The organism is Pseudophaeobacter sp. A-200-2 (assembly GCF_041008815.1).
GTDB classification, from domain to species: Bacteria; Pseudomonadota; Alphaproteobacteria; order Rhodobacterales; family Rhodobacteraceae; genus Phycobacter; species Phycobacter gallaeciensis_A.
Genome location: NZ_JAXGFU010000008.1, coordinates 113,803 through 131,040, shown reverse-complemented (window position 1 = coordinate 131,040; position 17,238 = coordinate 113,803). Strand labels below are relative to the sequence as shown.

The 17,238-nt window shown below is 61.3% G+C and carries 15 protein-coding genes; 8 read left to right on the top strand and 7 right to left on the bottom strand.

Features of this window, described 5'->3' with window-relative positions:
- Window positions 1–231: 231 nt before the first annotated feature.
- The 3 genes from SM766_RS13440 to SM766_RS13430 form a co-directional block, all read right to left on the bottom strand.
- Window positions 232–1,632: a TRAP transporter large permease gene (locus tag SM766_RS13440; protein WP_065270508.1), complete on the bottom strand. Its 1,401-nt coding sequence runs from the start codon at window positions 1,630–1,632 to the stop codon at window positions 232–234.
- Window positions 1,633–1,641: 9 nt separating this feature from the next.
- Window positions 1,642–2,313 (bottom strand): TRAP transporter small permease subunit, encoded by a 672-nt coding sequence (locus tag SM766_RS13435; protein WP_274829066.1) that lies wholly within the window; start codon window positions 2,311–2,313, stop codon window positions 1,642–1,644.
- 81 nt (window positions 2,314–2,394) lie between these two features.
- Window positions 2,395–3,411, bottom strand: coding sequence for a C4-dicarboxylate TRAP transporter substrate-binding protein (locus SM766_RS13430; RefSeq protein WP_065270510.1), 1,017 nt, complete (start codon window positions 3,409–3,411; stop codon window positions 2,395–2,397).
- Between the two features lie 501 nt (window positions 3,412–3,912).
- Here SM766_RS13430 and acs point away from each other — a divergent pair.
- The 8 genes from acs (at window position 3,913) to SM766_RS13390 (ending at window position 13,311) form a co-directional block, all read left to right on the top strand.
- Window positions 3,913–5,874 carry an acetate--CoA ligase gene (gene acs, locus SM766_RS13425; protein WP_368948079.1) on the top strand — a complete coding sequence of 654 codons (1,962 nt, stop codon included), beginning with the start codon at window positions 3,913–3,915 and terminating at the stop codon, window positions 5,872–5,874.
- Window positions 5,875–5,878: 4 nt separating this feature from the next.
- A complete protein-coding gene (locus SM766_RS13420) occupies window positions 5,879–6,562 on the top strand; it encodes an adenylate kinase (RefSeq protein ID WP_368948078.1) in 684 nt (227 codons plus the stop codon).
- Between the two features lie 217 nt (window positions 6,563–6,779).
- Entirely contained in the window at window positions 6,780–7,064 is a 285-nt protein-coding gene (locus SM766_RS13415) for a DUF4212 domain-containing protein (protein WP_065270513.1), read from the top strand.
- A gap of 2 nt (window positions 7,065–7,066) precedes the next feature.
- The gene (locus tag SM766_RS13410; RefSeq protein ID WP_274829061.1) at window positions 7,067–8,848 is read left to right on the top strand and encodes a sodium:solute symporter family protein; all 1,782 of its coding nucleotides are present in this window, start codon (window positions 7,067–7,069) and stop codon (window positions 8,846–8,848) included.
- A gap of 128 nt (window positions 8,849–8,976) precedes the next feature.
- The gene (locus tag SM766_RS13405; protein WP_368948077.1) at window positions 8,977–10,800 is read left to right on the top strand and encodes a DUF294 nucleotidyltransferase-like domain-containing protein; all 1,824 of its coding nucleotides are present in this window, start codon (window positions 8,977–8,979) and stop codon (window positions 10,798–10,800) included.
- 25 nt (window positions 10,801–10,825) lie between these two features.
- Window positions 10,826–11,341, top strand: a complete 516-nt coding sequence (locus SM766_RS13400; RefSeq protein ID WP_368948076.1) for a hypothetical protein — start codon at window positions 10,826–10,828, stop codon at window positions 11,339–11,341.
- A complete protein-coding gene (locus tag SM766_RS13395; protein ID WP_368948075.1) occupies window positions 11,341–12,795 on the top strand; it encodes a 3'-5' exonuclease in 1,455 nt (484 codons plus the stop codon). Before SM766_RS13400 ends, SM766_RS13395 begins: the two co-directional genes overlap by 1 nt.
- Before the next feature lie 15 nt (window positions 12,796–12,810).
- The gene (locus SM766_RS13390) at window positions 12,811–13,311 is read left to right on the top strand and encodes a flavin reductase family protein (RefSeq protein WP_368948074.1); all 501 of its coding nucleotides are present in this window, start codon (window positions 12,811–12,813) and stop codon (window positions 13,309–13,311) included.
- Window positions 13,312–13,408: 97 nt separating this feature from the next.
- Here SM766_RS13390 and SM766_RS13385 read toward each other — a convergent pair whose 3' ends face one another.
- From SM766_RS13385 to SM766_RS13370, 4 genes are all read right to left on the bottom strand, one after another.
- On the bottom strand, window positions 13,409–14,395 hold the full coding sequence (locus tag SM766_RS13385) for an ABC transporter substrate-binding protein (RefSeq protein ID WP_065270519.1): 987 nt from the start codon (window positions 14,393–14,395) through the stop codon (window positions 13,409–13,411).
- Between the two features lie 218 nt (window positions 14,396–14,613).
- Window positions 14,614–15,459: an ABC transporter permease gene (locus SM766_RS13380; RefSeq protein WP_368948073.1), complete on the bottom strand. Its 846-nt coding sequence runs from the start codon at window positions 15,457–15,459 to the stop codon at window positions 14,614–14,616.
- On the bottom strand, window positions 15,456–16,373 hold the full coding sequence (locus SM766_RS13375; RefSeq protein ID WP_368948072.1) for an ABC transporter permease: 918 nt from the start codon (window positions 16,371–16,373) through the stop codon (window positions 15,456–15,458). The genes SM766_RS13380 and SM766_RS13375 overlap by 4 nt, the downstream gene beginning before the upstream one ends.
- A gap of 33 nt (window positions 16,374–16,406) precedes the next feature.
- Window positions 16,407–17,219: an ABC transporter ATP-binding protein gene (locus tag SM766_RS13370; RefSeq protein ID WP_368948071.1), complete on the bottom strand. Its 813-nt coding sequence runs from the start codon at window positions 17,217–17,219 to the stop codon at window positions 16,407–16,409.
- Between the last annotated feature and the right edge of the window lie 19 nt (window positions 17,220–17,238).

Below are 17,238 nucleotides of genomic sequence, written 5' to 3'. Positions count from 1 at the left end.
ATGTCTACTTACTTTTCAAAAGGATAACGCTCAAAAAATGAGCAGGCAGCAAAGTGATCGCATTGCGACCGCAGTTTCATTTATCGTACATTTAACGATCGCACCGGCGTTTCGAATCAGGAAAAGCCAGTACCCCAAGGCATACCCGCTACCCATTTTCCGGCTTTCAAACAAAAAACCGCCCCTCACAGAATGAGGGACGGCATGCTTTCTTTGTGCTGCGGTTTGCGTTTATCCAGCCAGCGATGGCAGGTAGAGCACAATCCCCGGGAAGGCGACCAGCAGCGCGATGGTGATGGCATCGGCGATGAAGAAGGGTGTCACGCCCTTGAACACGTCCTGCACCGTCAGGTCATCCCGCACACCGGCCACAACAAAGCAGTTGAGCCCGATTGGCGGTGTAATCAGGCAGAACTCAGCCATCTTCACAACCAGAATGCCGAACCAGATCGCACACATGGTGCCGTTCATGCCGAATGCACTATCCGCAGCCGACACGGCTTCGCCGCCGTTCAGCGCCATCACCGCCGGGTAGACAACCGGCAAGGTCAGCAGCAGCATCCCGATGGCGTCCATGAACATCCCCAGCACCGCATAGGCCAAGAGGATGCAGATCAGGATCAGCATCGGCGACATCTCAAGCGAGGTGATCCAGTCCGAAAACGCGCCCGGCAGATCGGCAAAACCGAGGAAGCGCACGTAGATCAGAACGCCCCAGATAATCGAGAAGATCATCACCGCCAGTTTCGCAGTTTCCAGCAGCGCCGACTTGAGCTCGGCCCATTTCATGCCGCGCCACAGCGCCATCAGGAAGACCACAAAGGCGCCGAGTGCGCCCCCTTCTGTCGGGGTGCCCCAGGCTTCGCCAAAGGGATTGTAGACAAAGAAGATGATGATCACGACCACGAACATGATCGGCAGCGCGCCCGGCAGGGCCGCAAACCGCTGCTTCCAAGTGAAGCCTTTGACCGGTGGGCCGACGGTTTTGAAGATCATCGCGATGCCGACGATCAGCAGCCCGTAGATCACTGCGGAGAAGGCGCCGGGGATAAAGCCCGCGAGCAACAGCTTGCCCACGTCCTGTTCAACGATGATGGCGTAGATCACCAAGATCGCCGAGGGCGGGATTAGCGAGGCCAGCGTGCCCCCTGCTGCCACAACGCCAGCCGCGAACTGCTTGTTATATCCGATGGCCAGCATTTCCGGGATCGCGATCCGTGCGAACACCGCCGAAGTCGCAACAGAGGCGCCAGACACGGCGGCGAAGCCGGCGGTCGCAAAAACGGTCGAAACCGCAAGCCCGCCCGGCAACCAGGCGATCCAGCGTTTGGCTGCCTCAAACAGCGCCTTGGTCAGACCTGCGTAATAGGCCAGATAGCCGATCAGGATGAAGGTCGGGATCAGCGACAATGCCTGGCTTGAGACCTTGGAATGCGGCACCTGCCCGGCGGTTTTAACGGCAATGGTCAGCGCCTTTGTAAAGCGGGAGGGATCATAGCCAAACTTGGCCCAGAAGATCCATGTCAGCCCCACCAGACCGGCCAGAGCTGCGGCAAAGGCAACGCGCATGCCGGTGACGACCAGGATCAACAGAAAACCCGTGACCCACAGGCCGATTTCAATCGGTTCCATGTGCTTTTCCTATCCTTGAGAGTTTCGGCTGTCGGCGCCGTCGCCGGGCGCGTCGTCATGGCCGGTCAGCATCTCTGCCTCATGGGCGGCCTGCGCGGCGGCATCCTGAATCAGCGGCACTGCTGCCGGAGCGTCCAGCCCCAGAACCAGCGCCCGCCCATAGGCCCAAACCTGCAGCACAAGACGCAAGCACAGAACCGAGAAGGCCACCGGCGCCAGCAATTTGGCCGGCCAGAGTGGAATACCGATGTCGATCGAGCTGTCACGGCTCCACAGGGGCGCGGCGAAATCGAACGAACGCGCAAAATGCGCCCAGCTGCCCCAGACGAGGCAGATCATCAACGCAAGGATCAACAGCACCGAGAACAGTTCGAACAGCCACAGGGCCCGGCCGCGCAGGGCACCAATCACGATATCCATACGGATATGACCACCTTCGCGCTGCACATAGGCAATGCCCATGAAGGCGATCAGCGGCATCGCCTGTTCGATCCAGTCGACATACCCCGGCAGCGGGGCGTTAAAGGCATTCCGCCCGCCCACAGAAACCACTGCCAGCACCATAAGAGAAAAGACCGCCAGACCGCTGATCAGCGCCAGCACCTGTTCGACCTGCAACAAACGTCTGTCAAGACGACTGACAAGACTGTCGTCTTCCAATACCGCGGCGTTTCCCGCCATGGCCCCCACCTTTCATTTCAAGAGAACGGAAACAAAAACAGGCCGGGAGAGTGGTCCCGGCCTGCCCCTGCAACGCGGGATTTAGTTGCCCGCGCGTGTGTCTTCCAGAGTTTTCATCACCAGGTCATAGAGTTCCTGGCCCGGAATGCCCTGAGCGGTCATGTCCTTGATCCACTGTTCACGGATCGGGTCGGCAGCCTTGGCGCGGAACGCGGCCAGCTGTTCTTCCGAAATCATGACTTTCTCAACGCCTTTTTCTTCCAGCACGCTGTCCCATTTGGTCAGCAGCTTGCCGTAGTTGTCGAGGTAATGCGCAATCGCCTCGTCAACCGAGCTGTCCAGCGCCTCACGCTCGGCATCGCTCAGCATGTCGTAGGCATCGGTGTTGACCACAACCGGGCAGTTCACGGTGCCGGGGTTCAGGTTCGCGGTCCACCAGTCTGCCTTGTTGATGGTGCCAAAGGACAGATGCGCGTGCTGCGCAAAGGCAACCGTATCAACAACGCCCGATTCCATCGCGTTATAGGCTTCGGTCGCGGGCACCGAGGTCGGGACCCCGCCCACGGCTTCGAAGGCCTTGCCCAGACCACCGGTTGCGCGCACACGCATGCCGTCGAATTCAGCCAGCTCGTCGCGGGGCTCGCCGGTGCCGACCAGGTTGTACTGGGGCATGGGCGAAGTCATCAGCAGCTTGGCATTCCAGCGCGCCAGATCCTTGGCAGCGGCGGGATGTGCATAGACAGCGTGGCTGACGGCAACTTCTTCGGCCAGGTTGTTCACGCCCAGGAACGGCAGCTCCAGCACGGTGATCGACGGGTTCTTGTCGCGGTGATAGCCGGCGCAGAACTGTGCCATTTCGAAGGCACCGATGGAGATCCCGTCCAGGTTCTCACGCGGTTTCGACAGGCCGCCATAGCTGACGTTCATGGTAAAGGCGCCATCGGTCTTTTCGCTGACCAGTTCGGCCAGTTTCTCGACATGCTCAGTAAAGGCGCGGCGTTTGCCCCAGACCGACACGTTCCATTCGGTCGCAGCGGCCTCACCGGCAATTGCAAATCCCGCGGCAGCCGCCACGGCGGCAGTCAGAAGTTTATTCATGTTGTATCTCTCCCATTCTGCGTTCCTTGCAGTCGTGGACATTGTCCTTTGGAACGCTTGCGCAGTAAGCTACCTGTAAGGCGGCGCACTGCCAAGCCCCGGCCCGGACGTTTTGCTGACAGCTCCGTGAGCCCACCTCAGAACCCGGCAAAAGGTACGGCGTGCGGATCCGCGCGCGAATTGCCGCATGTCCGCATCGACAGCAACCACCCCCTCCCTTCGGAAATCTTGCACAGAAGCCCCATACCCGCCCAGGCAGAGTGCCGGTATCGTTGACTCCCAATCACCCGTAAAAATTGGGTTTTGCAGGGATTTTGCCCTGAAAATTTACAGGCGCAAGGCGCACAGGAAATTCATTCACAAACAAATCGTTACTTTCCGGCCCCTTATTCACAAATTTTCAACTTTCCCTATTATGGCCATCGAGGAAGGAAACGGTTTGACACCCGGCCCCCGTGGCTGTCCGGTGACAAACTGAAGGGAAGTCAGGGAGGACACAAGATGACCACGCAGCCTGAAGGCAAAGTGTATCCGCCGTCGGACGACGTTGTTGCGCGCGCCCATGTGGACGCCGCCAAATACGAAGAGATGTATGCGGCCTCGATCGCAGATCCCGAAGGGTTCTGGAGTGAACAGGGCAAACGGATCGACTGGATCAAGCCTTTCACCTCGGTGAAGGATGTGAACTACAACTTCGGCAACGTGTCGATCAATTGGTACGCCGATGGCACGCTCAACGTGGCGGCCAACTGCATCGACCGTCACCTCGACACCCGTGGCGATCAGACCGCGATCATCTTCGAGCCGGACGACCCGAACGAGGCCGCTCAGCACATCACCTACAAGGAACTGCACCGCCGCACCTGCCGGATGGCCAACATCCTGGAAACCATGGGTGTGCGCAAAGGCGACCGGGTCGTGATCTATATGCCGATGATCCCCGAGGCCGCCTATGCCATGCTGGCCTGCGCCCGGATCGGCGCCATCCACTCCATCGTCTTTGCCGGCTTCAGCCCCGATGCGCTGGCGGCACGGATCAACGGGTCGGACGCCAAGGTTGTCATCACCGCCGACGAAGCCCCCCGTGGTGGCCGCAAGACGCCGCTGAAATCCAATGCCGATGCGGCGCTGCTGCATTGCAAGGACACGGTGAAATGCCTCGTGGTGAAACGCACCGGCGGCCAGACGACCTGGGTCGACGGGCGCGATTACGATTACAACGAGATGGCGATCGAGGCGAACGACTACTGCAAGCCCGCCGAGATGAACGCTGAGGATCCGCTGTTCATCCTCTACACCTCCGGCTCGACCGGTCAGCCCAAGGGCGTGGTGCACACCACCGGCGGCTATCTGGTTTATGCCGCGATGACGCATGAGATTACCTTTGATTACCACGATGGCGATATCTACTGGTGTACCGCCGATGTGGGCTGGGTCACCGGCCACAGCTATATCGTCTATGGTCCGCTGGCCAATGGTGCCACCACGCTGATGTTTGAAGGCGTGCCGACCTACCCCGACGCCAGCCGCTTCTGGCAGGTCTGCGAAAAGCACAAGGTCAACCAGTTCTACACCGCTCCCACCGCTCTGCGCGCGCTGATGGGTCAGGGCAACGAATGGGTCGAAAAATGCGATCTGTCCTCGCTGCGCCTGCTGGGCACAGTGGGTGAACCGATCAACCCGGAAGCCTGGAACTGGTACAATGATGTCGTTGGCAAGGGCAAATGCCCCATCGTCGACACCTGGTGGCAGACCGAAACCGGCGGTCACCTGATGACCCCCCTGCCCGGTGCCCATGCGCTGAAACCCGGCGCGGCGATGAAGCCCTTCTTTGGCGTCAAACCGGTGGTTCTGGACCCGCAATCCGGAGAAGAGATCGAAGGCAACGGTGTCGAAGGTGTCCTGTGCATCAAGGACAGCTGGCCCGGTCAGATGCGCACCGTCTGGGGCGATCACGAACGGTTCGAGAAAACCTATTTCGCCGACTACAAGGGCTATTATTTCACCGGTGACGGCTGCCGCCGCGACGCAGATGGCGATTACTGGATCACCGGCCGCGTCGATGATGTGATCAACGTCTCCGGTCACCGCATGGGCACCGCCGAGGTCGAAAGTGCGTTGGTGGCGCATGCCGCAGTGGCCGAGGCCGCCGTGGTGGGCTACCCGCATGAGATCAAGGGACAGGGCATCTATTGCTATGTCACCCTGATGAACGACCGCGAGCCTTCGGACGAGCTGCTTAAGGAGTTGCGCACATGGGTTCGGACCGAAATCGGCCCGATTGCCAGCCCGGACGTGATCCAATGGGCGCCCGGCCTGCCGAAAACCCGCTCGGGCAAGATCATGCGCCGCATCCTGCGCAAGATCGCTGAAAACGACTTTGGCTCGCTGGGCGATACCTCGACCCTCGCCGATCCGTCGGTGGTGGACGATCTGATCGCCAACCGCGCAAACAAGGGGTAACCGCATGTCGACGAATGTGATGACCCGCCCTGCCGTTCTGATCCTTCTCGGCCCTCCGGGCGCCGGGAAGGGCACACAGGCCCGCATGCTGGAAGACAGCTTTGGTCTGGTGCAGCTGTCGACTGGTGATCTGCTGCGCGCCGCCGTGGCTGCAGGCACCGAGGCCGGCAAAGCCGCGAAATCCGTGATGGAATCCGGTGGTCTGGTCTCTGATGAGATCGTGATCGCCATCCTGCGCGACCGTCTGGGCGAACCCGACTGCGCCAAGGGCGTGATCCTTGATGGTTTCCCCCGCACCGCCGTTCAGGCCGAGGCGCTGGATGCGCTGCTGTCCGAAACCGGTCAGAAGATCAACGCCGCCATCAGCCTTGAGGTGGACGACGACGCCATGGTGGCCCGCGTGGCCGGGCGTTACACCTGCGCGGGCTGCGGTGAAGGCTATCACGACACGTTCAAACAGCCGAAAGTTGCTGGCACCTGCGACAAATGCGGCGGCACCGAGATGAAGCGGCGCGCCGATGACAATGCCGAAACCGTGGCAAGCCGTCTTGCGGCCTATCACGAACAGACAGCCCCGCTGATCGCTTATTACGACGGCAAGGGCGTGCTGCAGAAGATCGACGCCATGGGCCAGATCGATGCGGTCGCCGAAGGGTTGGCAAAGATTGTAAAGACCGCCGCGCCCTAGGCCCGGCCAAGACCCGGATCCCCGGTCGCCCCCTGCGGCCGCCGGGGGGCCATCCCAAACCCTGAAATACCCGATGGACCGCCAAAGCCCGCTTTGGCGACCAAAGGACTAATGCCTGATGGCTGCCCGTTTCAACGCGGGCGCCGCAGGCAAACAGAGAAGGCTTGCCCAGCGCCCGGCGCAAGGCAGGCAGAACCCGTAGCAAGGAGGAGCCGCCATGGCGGACCACACAACCAATGCCGCAAAGGCAGCCGAGGCCGACAAGGGCTATTGGCAGGCCAATGTGCGCATCATTCTCATCAGCCTGGTGATCTGGGCTGTCGTTTCATTCGGTTTCGGCATTCTGCTGCGCCCGATGCTCTCGGGCATCGCCGTCGGCGGCACCGACCTGGGCTTCTGGTTTGCCCAGCAGGGATCGATCCTGGTCTTCTTGGGCCTGATCTTTTTCTACGCCTGGCGGATGAACCGTCTCGACCGTGAATTCGGCGTCGAGGAGGAATGATCATGGACCAGTTTACCATCAACCTGCTGTTCGTGGGCGCGTCCTTTGCGCTCTACATCGGCATCGCGATCTGGGCCCGTGCTGGCTCCACATCTGAATTCTATGCGGCCGGCCGGGGTGTGCATCCCGTCACCAACGGCATGGCCACGGCAGCGGACTGGATGTCGGCAGCCTCCTTCATCTCGATGGCGGGTCTCATCGCCTTTACCGGCTATGACAACTCCTCCTTCCTGATGGGCTGGACCGGTGGCTACGTGCTGCTGGCACTGCTGCTGGCGCCTTACCTGCGCAAGTTCGGCAAGTTCACCGTGTCGGAATTCATCGGCGACCGCTTCTACAGCCCGACCGCGCGTATCGTGGCGGTGATCTGCCTGATCGTCGCCTCCACCACCTACGTGATCGGTCAGATGACTGGCGTGGGCGTTGCCTTTGGTCGCTTCCTTGAGGTGTCCAACACCGCAGGCCTGCTGATCGGTGCCTGTGTGGTCTTTGCCTATGCGGTCTTCGGAGGCATGAAGGGCGTGACCTATACGCAGGTCGCGCAATATGTCGTGCTGATCATGGCCTATACCATTCCGGCCATCTTCATCTCGCTGCAACTCACTGGCAACCCGATCCCGGCGCTGGGTCTCTTTGGCGATCACGTTGCCTCGGGTGAGCCTCTTCTGGCGAAACTCGACGCCATCGTGCGCGAGCTGGGTTTCAATGAATATACCGCCCACCACGCCGATACGCTGAACATGGTGCTGTTCACCCTGTCGCTGATGATCGGTACAGCCGGTCTGCCGCACGTGATCATGCGCTTCTTCACCGTTCCCAAGGTGTCCGATGCACGCTGGTCCGCAGGCTGGGCGCTGGTCTTCATCGCGCTGCTGTATCTGACTGCCCCGGCTGTTGGCGCCATGGCCCGTCTCAACATCACCGACATGATGTGGCCCAATGGCACAAACAGCGAAGCGGTCTCGGTCGAGCAGATCGAGAATGACGCCCGCTATGACTGGATGGCCACCTGGCAGAAAACCGGCCTGCTGGACTGGGAAGACAAGAACGGCGACGGCAAGATCCAGTATTACAACGACAAGAACGCCGAGATGCAGGCCAAAGCCGAGGAGAACGGCTGGCAGGGTAATGAGCTGACCAAGTTCAACCGGGATATCCTGGTGCTGGCCAACCCCGAAATCGCCAACCTGCCCTCTTGGGTGATCGGTCTGGTGGCTGCAGGCGGTCTGGCGGCGGCGCTGTCTACTGCGGCGGGTCTGCTGTTGGCGATCTCTTCGGCGGTGTCGCACGACCTGATCAAGGGCTCGATCAATCCGAACATCTCGGAAAAAGGCGAGCTTCTTTCGGCCCGTGTTGCCATGGCGGTTGCCATCGCGGTGGCCACCTATCTGGGCCTCAACCCTCCGGGCTTTGCAGCGCAGACCGTGGCGCTGGCCTTTGGTCTGGCGGCGGCCTCGATCTTCCCGGCGCTGATGATGGGCATCTTCACCAAGGTGAACAACAAAGGCGCGGTTGCAGGCATGATCGCAGGTCTGCTGGTCACGCTGATCTATATCTTCCTGCATAAGGGCTGGTTCTTCATCCCTGGCACCAACAGCTTCACGGATGCAGATCCGCTGCTGGGCACCATCAAATCCACCTCCTTTGGTGCGGTTGGCGCGATGGTGAACTTTGCGGTGGCCTATTTCGTGTCCAAATCGACCGACGCCATCCCGGCCGAGATCGAAGAGCTGGTGGAAAGCGTCCGCATCCCGCGCGGTGCAGGGGCTGCCCAGGACCACTGATCGAGGGTTTCCTCCCCGGGCGGGCCGCCTCCCTCGGTATTCTGGCCCGCCCTCTTTTCCTCACCATCCTGTCCGGGCACACTCGGGCAGGATGACTTTTATCCCGGCTTATCCAACAGGCTTTTGACATGCCCCTTTCCCCAGACGGTCTGATCCAGTTCCTGAAGACGGTGCACCCCTATGACAGCCTAGATGCCGCGCGCCTTGCGCAGCTTGCGCCGAAGTTCGAGGTGATCCACGCCAATGCGGGCGAAGAGATCTATGCCCTTGGTGCGCCAATGCAGGGTCTCTACCTCGTGCATCACGGCGAGGTGGAAGTCTTTGACGAGAACGGTATGGCCGTCTCCATCCTGGGGCCACGCAATTCCTTTGGCGAGCGTGGTCTCACCCGGGACGGCATCGCTGTTACCACCGCCTCTGCCAACGCCGAGAGCGCGCTTTTGCTCCTGCCGCGCGCCGATTTCGATGCGCTGATGCAGGCCGAACCCAAGGTGGCGCGCTTTTTCGACCGTCGCCGCCCGGGCGGACCTGCGCAAAGCAGCCTTGCCACCCGCCGGGTTGCTGATTTCATGGCCACTCAGCCGATCACCTGCTCCAGCGGCCTCACCTGTCAAAGCGCCGCGCAATTGATGCGGGAGCATCATATCTCTTCAGTCTGCGTGACCGATGGAGACACGCTGGAAGGCATTCTCACCAACCGCGACCTGACCGAAAAGGTTCTGGCAGAGGGCCTGCCCATCTCCACCCCCGTCGCCAAGATCATGACGCGCGATCCACTGACGCTGCCTTCCTCAGCCATCGCATCCGATGTGCTGCACGCGATGATGGAGCATCGGATCGGCCATGTTCCCGTGGTGGATGCGGGCAAGCTGTCGGGGATCGTCACCCAGACCGACCTGACGCGCCTTCAGGCGATGAGCTCGGCCGAGATGATTGCCGAAATCGCCAGCGCTCCGGATGCCGCTGCCATGGCCAGGGTCAGCGACCGCATTCCGGCCCTGCTGCTGCAACTGGTGGCTGGCGGCAACCGGCACGAGGTGGTCACCCGCCTGATCACCGATATCGCCGATGCCGCCACCCGGCGCCTGCTGGCGCTGGCCGAAGAGCGCCTTGGCCCGCCGCCCGTGCCTTACCTGTGGCTGGCCTGCGGGTCGCAGGGGCGGCAGGAACAGACGGGGGTTTCGGATCAGGACAACTGCCTGATGATCGATGATGCCATGCAAGAGGATGACGCCCCCTATTTCGAGGCGCTGGCGCAATTTGTCTGCGACGGGCTCAATACCTGCGGCTATGTCTATTGCCCCGGCGACATGATGGCGACCACCCCGCGCTGGCGTCAGCCCTTGCGCATATGGCGGCAGTATTTTGACGGCTGGATCAAGACCCCCGATCCCATGGCGCAGATTCTGGCTTCGGTGATGTTTGACCTGCGGCCCATCGGCGGCAACCGTGATCTGTTCAACGGACTGCAAGAGGAAGTGCTACAGGCGGCCAGTGCCAACTCCATCTTTACCGCCCATATGATTTCGAATTCGCTGAAACACACGCCGCCGCTTGGTCTCTTGCGCGGGATTGCCACTATCCGCTCGGGTGAGCATCGCAATACGCTGGATCTGAAACACAACGGCGTGGTGCCGGTGGTCGATCTGGGGCGGATCTATGCCTTGCAGGCGCGGCTCACCCCGGTCAACACGCGCGCCCGGTTGGAGGCGGCGGCGCTGACCTCGGCTCTTAGCCCTTCCGGCGCGCGGGATCTGCTGGATGCCTATGATCTGATTGCCGAAACCCGGCTGACCCATCAGGCAGACCAGATTCGCAGCGGTACAGCGCCCGACAACTTCCTGGCGCCCTCCGATCTGTCGGATTTTGAGCGAAGTCATCTGCGCGATGCCTTTGTTGTGGTAAAGACCATGCAATCGGCGCTGGGACACGGCAAGGGAATGCTGGGCTGAGGCCAGCAACGAGGGAGGAACACGGATGTTTCTGGAACTGATCGCGGTGATTTTTGCCGGTATTGCCGTGGCAGGCGTCGTCATGCTGGCGGGACGGATCAGCGGCGGACGGCTGCCAAAATGGCTGGCGCCTGTGGCCGCTGCCCTGGCAATGATCGGCGTTACGATTGCTTCGGAATACGGCTGGTACGATCGCACCCGCGCTGCCCTGCCCGATGGGGTCGTGGTGGCTGAAACCGGTCAGAACCGCAGCCTTTACCGGCCCTGGACCTATCTTGTGCCCTATACTGAACGGTTCGCCGCGGTTGATGTGGCCAGCGCGAAACGCCATGCCGAGCTGCCCGGGCAATATCTGGCAGAAGTCTATTTCTTTGGCCGTTGGTCCCCTGTCAGTACCCTGACCGCGCGGCTGGACTGCACCGGCTGGCGCCGCGCCGTGGTGGCCTCTGGCGGCGCCTTTGGGACCAATGATGCGGCAGTTGACTGGATCACCCCACCCGAAGACGACGGCCTTCTGACCACATTCTGCGGAGCGGTCTGATGCTGACACGGCTGAGCCTCAGACTGCGGATTTTCCTGTTTTTCTGCCTGATCGCGCTTGCCGCAATCGCCGCCGTCGTGGTCGCCCTATGGATCGGTTATACCCGGGCCGCCGCGCCAGAGCTTTTGGATGCCTTCGTGTTTTCCGGCGCGCTCAGCCTCTTTGCCATCCTTGGGATTTGCGCCGGGATCTGGCTTCTGTTTGATGAAAACGTCGCCAAGCCGATCGAACGGCTGGCCGCGCATCTGCGCGCACGGGCCCATGGTGGCGTCACTTCCGCGCTGGATCAGAACACGGCGCGCTACCTTGGCGATTTGGCCCCGGCGGCCTCGGATCTGGCTGGTCAGCTGGGCGCCGCGACCCTCTCCACCGCCGAGGCCATCGCCCGTGAGACCGAGAGGCTGGAAGCGGAAAAGGCCCGGCTGACAACGCTGCTTTCCGAGGTTCCCGTTGCTACCGTGATGGCGGCGCCCGATCACCGGATCGTTCTATATGACGCGCAGGCCGCGGCGGTTCTGTCCCAGATCGCCCCTGCCCGCCTTGGCGCCTCGCTGGGTGACTACCTCGAACGCGACCTGCTGGAGGCCGCCCATAAGAAGATGATCCGCACCGGCAAGGAGGTCAGCGCCCGTATCACCGGCACCGATGGACGCCAGACCTATGGCGTACAGCTGAAACCGCTCGGGGATTCGCATGGCTATGTCGTGATCTTTGACAGCGCCGAGGCGGAAATCCCACCCGAGGCCGCCCGCCCGCTGATCTATGACTTTGCCCTGCTCAATCCCGCGACGCGCAGGATCGAGGACAGGCCCCTGTCCGATCTGTCTTTTGCCGTGTTTGACACCGAAACCACCGGTCTGCTGCCGCATAAGGACCACGTTGTGCAGTTGGGTGCGCTGCGGGTTCTGCGCGGCCGCATCGTCGAAGGTGAAACTCTGGACCTTCTGGTCAATCCCGGCGCGCCGATCCCGGCGGCCTCCACCCGGGTGCACGGTGTCACCGATGCCATGGTGAAAGACGCCCCCGACATCACAAGCGTTTCTGCCACCTTCCATCATTTCGCGACGGACGCGGTAATCGTCGCGCATAATGCGCCCTTTGACATGGCATTCCTGCGCCGCGCCGCCAAGAAAAGCGGCCTGACATGGGATCACCCGGTACTGGATACGGTGCTGCTGAGCGCGGTCCTGTTCGGCGCCTCGGTGCCGCATACGCTGGATGCACTCTGTGAGAGGCTGGATGTGACCATCCCGGCGGCGCTGCGGCATACCGCGCTTGGCGATGCCCGCGCCACGGCCGAGGTCCTGTGCCGGATGCTGCCGATGCTGGAGGCACGCGGGTTTACCACGCTGAGGGATGTGGTCGCGCAGACACGCCAGCACGGTCGCCTTTTGCAGGACCTGAACCCTGTGGACAAACAGGGCGACGCATGGCAGGTCGGGAGCAAGACCTGACAGAAGGCGCGCGACATGCCGGAAACCACAATCACCCCCGGCCCGGAGACCCTCCGGGCCTATCGCGACGCACTGGGATGTTTCGCGACTGGCGTCACCGTGATCACCACCTTGACGGAAAACGGGCCGCTGGCGATCACCGCCAACAGTTTCACCTCGGTGTCGATGGATCCGCCCCTGCTGCTCTGGTGCCCGGCGCGCAGTTCCCTGCGGCACGATGCCTTTGTCTCGGCGCAGCGGTTTTCCATTCATGTCATGGCGCAGGACCAGCTGGATCTGGCGATCCATTTCGCCCGCAGCGGCGATGATTTTGCCCCGGTTGACTGGCAAGCCGCCGAGGATGGGACACCACACCTTGATGGAGTGATTGCGCGGTTTGACTGCGCCGCCCACAGCGCCCATCACGCGGGCGATCACACGATCATCCTCGGCCAAGTGATCGGCTTCACCAGGCAGGCGGGCAAAGGGCTGGTTTTCAAACAGGGGCTTTACGGCGGGTTCCTGGAACAATCCTGAGGCGCCAGCCCAGGCTTCAACCAAACAGGCATGAAAAAACCCGCCACTGCAGAGCGCAGCGGCGGGTCATTTTAATCCGGGCCGTGCCCGAAAAGCCTTATTTCAGGGCTGCATCGGTGATGGCATGGGTCCAGGCGCCTTCGGGCGTCTTGGTGATCACCGGGGCAGAACCGCCTGTCAGCAGGGTTTCAACCGTACGCTCATAGTCGGCCACATCCAGCGCGCCGTTGCTACCTGCGGTCAGCTTGGCAACTTCGCTCATCATGCGCTTCTGGTGCATTTCGGTCTGTGCGCCCGAGGCGTCGTTGTCCAGCACGATCTCGGCCGCTTCATCCGGGTTCGACTCGGCGTATTTCCAGCCTTTCATCGAGGCGCGCACGAAACGCTCCATCTTGTCGGTGAAGGCTTCGTCGCTGAGGTTTTCCTCGAGCACATAAAGACCGTCTTCCAGCGTCGCGACGCCCTGATCTTCGTACTTGAAGGTCACCAGCTCATCCGGGGAGACGCCTGCGTCAATGACCTGCCAGTATTCGTTATAGGTCATGGTCGAGATGCAGTCGGCCTGACGCTGCAGCAGCGGGTCCACATTGAAACCCTGCTTCAGCACTTCGACGCCCATCTCACCCTTACCTTCGGTGGAGATGCCCAGCTTGCTCATCCAGCTCATGAAGGGGAATTCATTGCCGAAGAACCACACGCCCAGGGTCCTGTTGGCCAGGTCCGCAGGCTCGGAAATGCCGGTGTCTTTCCAGCAGGTCAGCATCATGCCCGAGGACTTAAACGGCTGTGCGATATTGACCAGCGGCAGGCCCTTTTCGCGGGCTGCCAGCGCGGCAGGCATCCATTCGACGGTCACATCAGCGCCACCACCTGCGATCACCTGCGTCGGAGCGATATCCGGGCCGCCAGGCAGGATGGTGACGTTCAGGTCTTCTTCTTCGTAAAACCCTTTGTCGAGCGCCACGTAATAGCCAGCGAACTGTGCCTGTGTCACCCATTTCAACTGCAGCTTAACGTCGTCGGCTGCCTGCGCGGCTCCGGCTGCGCCAAGCGCCAGCGCGGCGGCTGTCAGAATGTGTTTCATTGGTAGGTTCTCCCTGTTGTTATGGATAGAGCTTGCGCGAATTTGACCATTTGTTCAAAGTTTTTTTCTATATCAAACTTGGGCATCGCTGCCCGCGCGCAAGGATTAAGCAGCGCGCTGCGCCCATGCTATCCACGGCATTTTTACCGTTCAACCATGGGCCGCAGCGCCGTTCTTGCCACCACCCGAAGACGTATTTCCGGGTGGTGGATCACTCTTCAGCCCCGCTGCGAAGGGTGCCAGAAGGTCAGTGTTTTCTCGACCAGTGCGATCACGCCATAAAAGGCGGACCCGGCCAGCGCGGCCACCAGGATTTCGGCCCAGACCATATCCAGCGCCAGCTGGCCGACGCTGGTGGAAATCCGGAAGCCCATGCCCACGGTGGGCGAGCCAAAGAACTCCGCAACGATTGCGCCAACCAGCGCCAGCGTCGTGGAAATCTTCAGCCCGTTGAAGATGAAGGGCAGCGCAGCCGGCAGGCGCAGCTTGAAAAAGCTCTGCCAATAGCTCGCCGCGTAGGTTTGCATCAGGTCGCGCTGCATGGCCGAGGTTTCCCGAAGACCGGCAACCGTGTTCACCAGCATCGGGAAGAAGACCATCACCACGACAACCGCCGCCTTGGACTGCCAGTCAAAGCCGAACCACATCACCAGAATGGGCGCGGTACCGACAATCGGCAGCGCCGCGACAAAGTTACCCACGGGCAGCAGCCCCCGGCGCAGGAAGTCGCTGCGATCCACAGCCACCGCCATCAGCAGCGCAGCCACGCAGCCCATGATGTAGCCGGACAAAGCCCCCTTGATGAAGGTCTGGGAGAAATCCTGCCACAGGATCGGGATCGAGGTGGCAAAACGCGCCGCGATCAGCGAAGGCGCAGGCAGGATCACCATGGAGACCTCAAGCCCCCGCACCAAGAGTTCCCAGACGATCAGCACGGTCACGCCAAAGATCAGCGGGACGGCCAGTTTCACCGCTTGCGTCTTGGCCGCGGGACTATTGGCCAAACGGCTGTTGATCCACCAGCCCGCGATCCAGACCAGAGCAGCAATAACAACTTCGATCATGCGCTCATCCCCATGCGTTTAAGAACTACCCGTTCGATCAGCCCCAGAAGCGCCACCAGAAGCGCCGCCAGAATGGCCGCTGCGAACAGCGCCGACCAGATCTGCACCGTCTGCCCATAGTAACTGCCTGCCAGAAGCCGCGCGCCAAGGCCCGCAACCGCGCCAGTCGGTAGCTCCCCGACGATGGCCCCCACCAGCGAGGCGGCGATACCGATCTTGAGCGAGGCAAAAAGATACGGCAGCGAGGACGGCAACCGCAGCTTCCAAAAACCCTGCGAGGTGCTGGCGCTATAGGTCTTCAGCAGGTCCAGCTGCATCGCGTCGGGACTGCGCAGGCCCTTTACCATACCAACAACGACCGGGAAGAAACTGAGATAGGCCGAGATGATCGCCTTTGGCAGGATCCCCTGCACCCCAATGGAATATAGCACCACGATGATCATTGGCGCCAGCGCGATGATCGGAATGGTCTGGCTGACAATGGCCCAGGGCATCACCGACATATCCATCACCTTGGAATGCACGATACCCACGGCGAGAAGGATCCCCAGGCCCGTGCCGATGGCAAAACCCAGCAGCGTCGCAGAGAGCGTCACCTGCCCGTGGTAGATCAGGCTACGCTTCGAGGTGACCTTTTTCTGCACCGTGGTTTTCCACAGTTCCACCGCGACCTGATGCGGCGCGGGCAAACGCGGGCGGTCCTGCGCCCAAGTGTCCCCAATGGCAAAAGTGTTCTTCGCCACCAACCCAAAGGTGCCCATATCGCGGCGTTCCTTGGCAGTCGCCGGGGTGATTTCGGCCCCTGCCCGTTCTGCCTGATCCAGAACGCCCTTGATGTTCATCGGAACGCAGGCTGCATACCAGAAGGCAATGATAGCGGCGACAACGGTGAGAACGGCAAAAAAGCTCTTCATGGCCTGCCCTCCCCATTCGGGATCAACGTGCGGTCATGCGTCATCGGAATGCCCCGCGCGCAGACCCTCGCGCACCCGGTGCGCGATGTCGATGAACTCTTGACTGTCACGAATATCGAGCGGCCGTTCCCTTGGCAGGGTGCTTTCGATCACATCGGTGATCCGGCCCGGACGCGGCGACATCACCACGATCTTGGTGCTGAGGTACACCGCCTCGGGGATCGAGTGGGTGACAAAACCGATGGTCTTGTCCGTACGCGCCCAAAGCTTCAGCAGCTGTTCGTTGAGGTGATCGCGCACGATCTCATCCAGCGCGCCAAAGGGTTCGTCCATCAACAGGATATCGGCATCAAAGGCCAGCGCGCGGGCGATACTGGCCCGCTGCTGCATCCCGCCGGACAATTGCCAGGGGTATTTGCCGCCAAAACCGGAAAGTTCCACCAGTTCAAGGACCTGCGCGACGCGCTTGTCCTGCTCTTCCCTGGAGTATCCCATGATCTCAAGCGGCAGCTTGATGTTCTTGGCGATGGTGCGCCAGGGATACAGCCCCGCCGCCTGAAACACATAGCCATAGGCGCGTTTCTGGCGCGCCTCATCCGGGGTCATGCCGTTAACCGTGATGCTGCCACCAGTCGGGTGTTCCAGCGCCGCCATCACCCGCAGAAAGGTGGTCTTGCCGCAGCCCGAGGGGCCGATGAAGCTGACGAAATCGCCCTTGTTGATGGTGAGGTTTACATCCTTCAGCGCCTGCACCGGCCCGTCGTTGGTTTCAAACACCAGGTCCAGGTTGCGCGCTTCGACGACGGCCTGGGGGGATCCGGCCTGGGTAGTCGTTTCGTTGTACATGTCGTTGCCTTAATAGGAC

Coding starts and splice junctions, on each gene's coding strand:
- SM766_RS13395 (WP_368948075.1), top strand. CDS start 11,341: ATGCTGACACGGCTGAGCCTCAGACTGCGGATTTTCCTGTTTTTCTGC.
- SM766_RS13440 (WP_065270508.1), bottom strand. CDS start 1,632: ATGGAACCGATTGAAATCGGCCTGTGGGTCACGGGTTTTCTGTTGATC.
- SM766_RS13435 (WP_274829066.1), bottom strand. CDS start 2,313: ATGGCGGGAAACGCCGCGGTATTGGAAGACGACAGTCTTGTCAGTCGT.
- SM766_RS13400 (WP_368948076.1), top strand. CDS start 10,826: ATGTTTCTGGAACTGATCGCGGTGATTTTTGCCGGTATTGCCGTGGCA.
- SM766_RS13415 (WP_065270513.1), top strand. CDS start 6,780: ATGGCGGACCACACAACCAATGCCGCAAAGGCAGCCGAGGCCGACAAG.
- SM766_RS13430 (WP_065270510.1), bottom strand. CDS start 3,411: ATGAATAAACTTCTGACTGCCGCCGTGGCGGCTGCCGCGGGATTTGCA.
- SM766_RS13380 (WP_368948073.1), bottom strand. CDS start 15,459: ATGATCGAAGTTGTTATTGCTGCTCTGGTCTGGATCGCGGGCTGGTGG.
- SM766_RS13420 (WP_368948078.1), top strand. CDS start 5,879: ATGTCGACGAATGTGATGACCCGCCCTGCCGTTCTGATCCTTCTCGGC.
- SM766_RS13375 (WP_368948072.1), bottom strand. CDS start 16,373: ATGAAGAGCTTTTTTGCCGTTCTCACCGTTGTCGCCGCTATCATTGCC.
- SM766_RS13370 (WP_368948071.1), bottom strand. CDS start 17,219: ATGTACAACGAAACGACTACCCAGGCCGGATCCCCCCAGGCCGTCGTC.
- SM766_RS13385 (WP_065270519.1), bottom strand. CDS start 14,395: ATGAAACACATTCTGACAGCCGCCGCGCTGGCGCTTGGCGCAGCCGGA.
- SM766_RS13390 (WP_368948074.1), top strand. CDS start 12,811: ATGCCGGAAACCACAATCACCCCCGGCCCGGAGACCCTCCGGGCCTAT.
- SM766_RS13410 (WP_274829061.1), top strand. CDS start 7,067: ATGGACCAGTTTACCATCAACCTGCTGTTCGTGGGCGCGTCCTTTGCG.
- acs (WP_368948079.1), top strand. CDS start 3,913: ATGACCACGCAGCCTGAAGGCAAAGTGTATCCGCCGTCGGACGACGTT.
- SM766_RS13405 (WP_368948077.1), top strand. CDS start 8,977: ATGCCCCTTTCCCCAGACGGTCTGATCCAGTTCCTGAAGACGGTGCAC.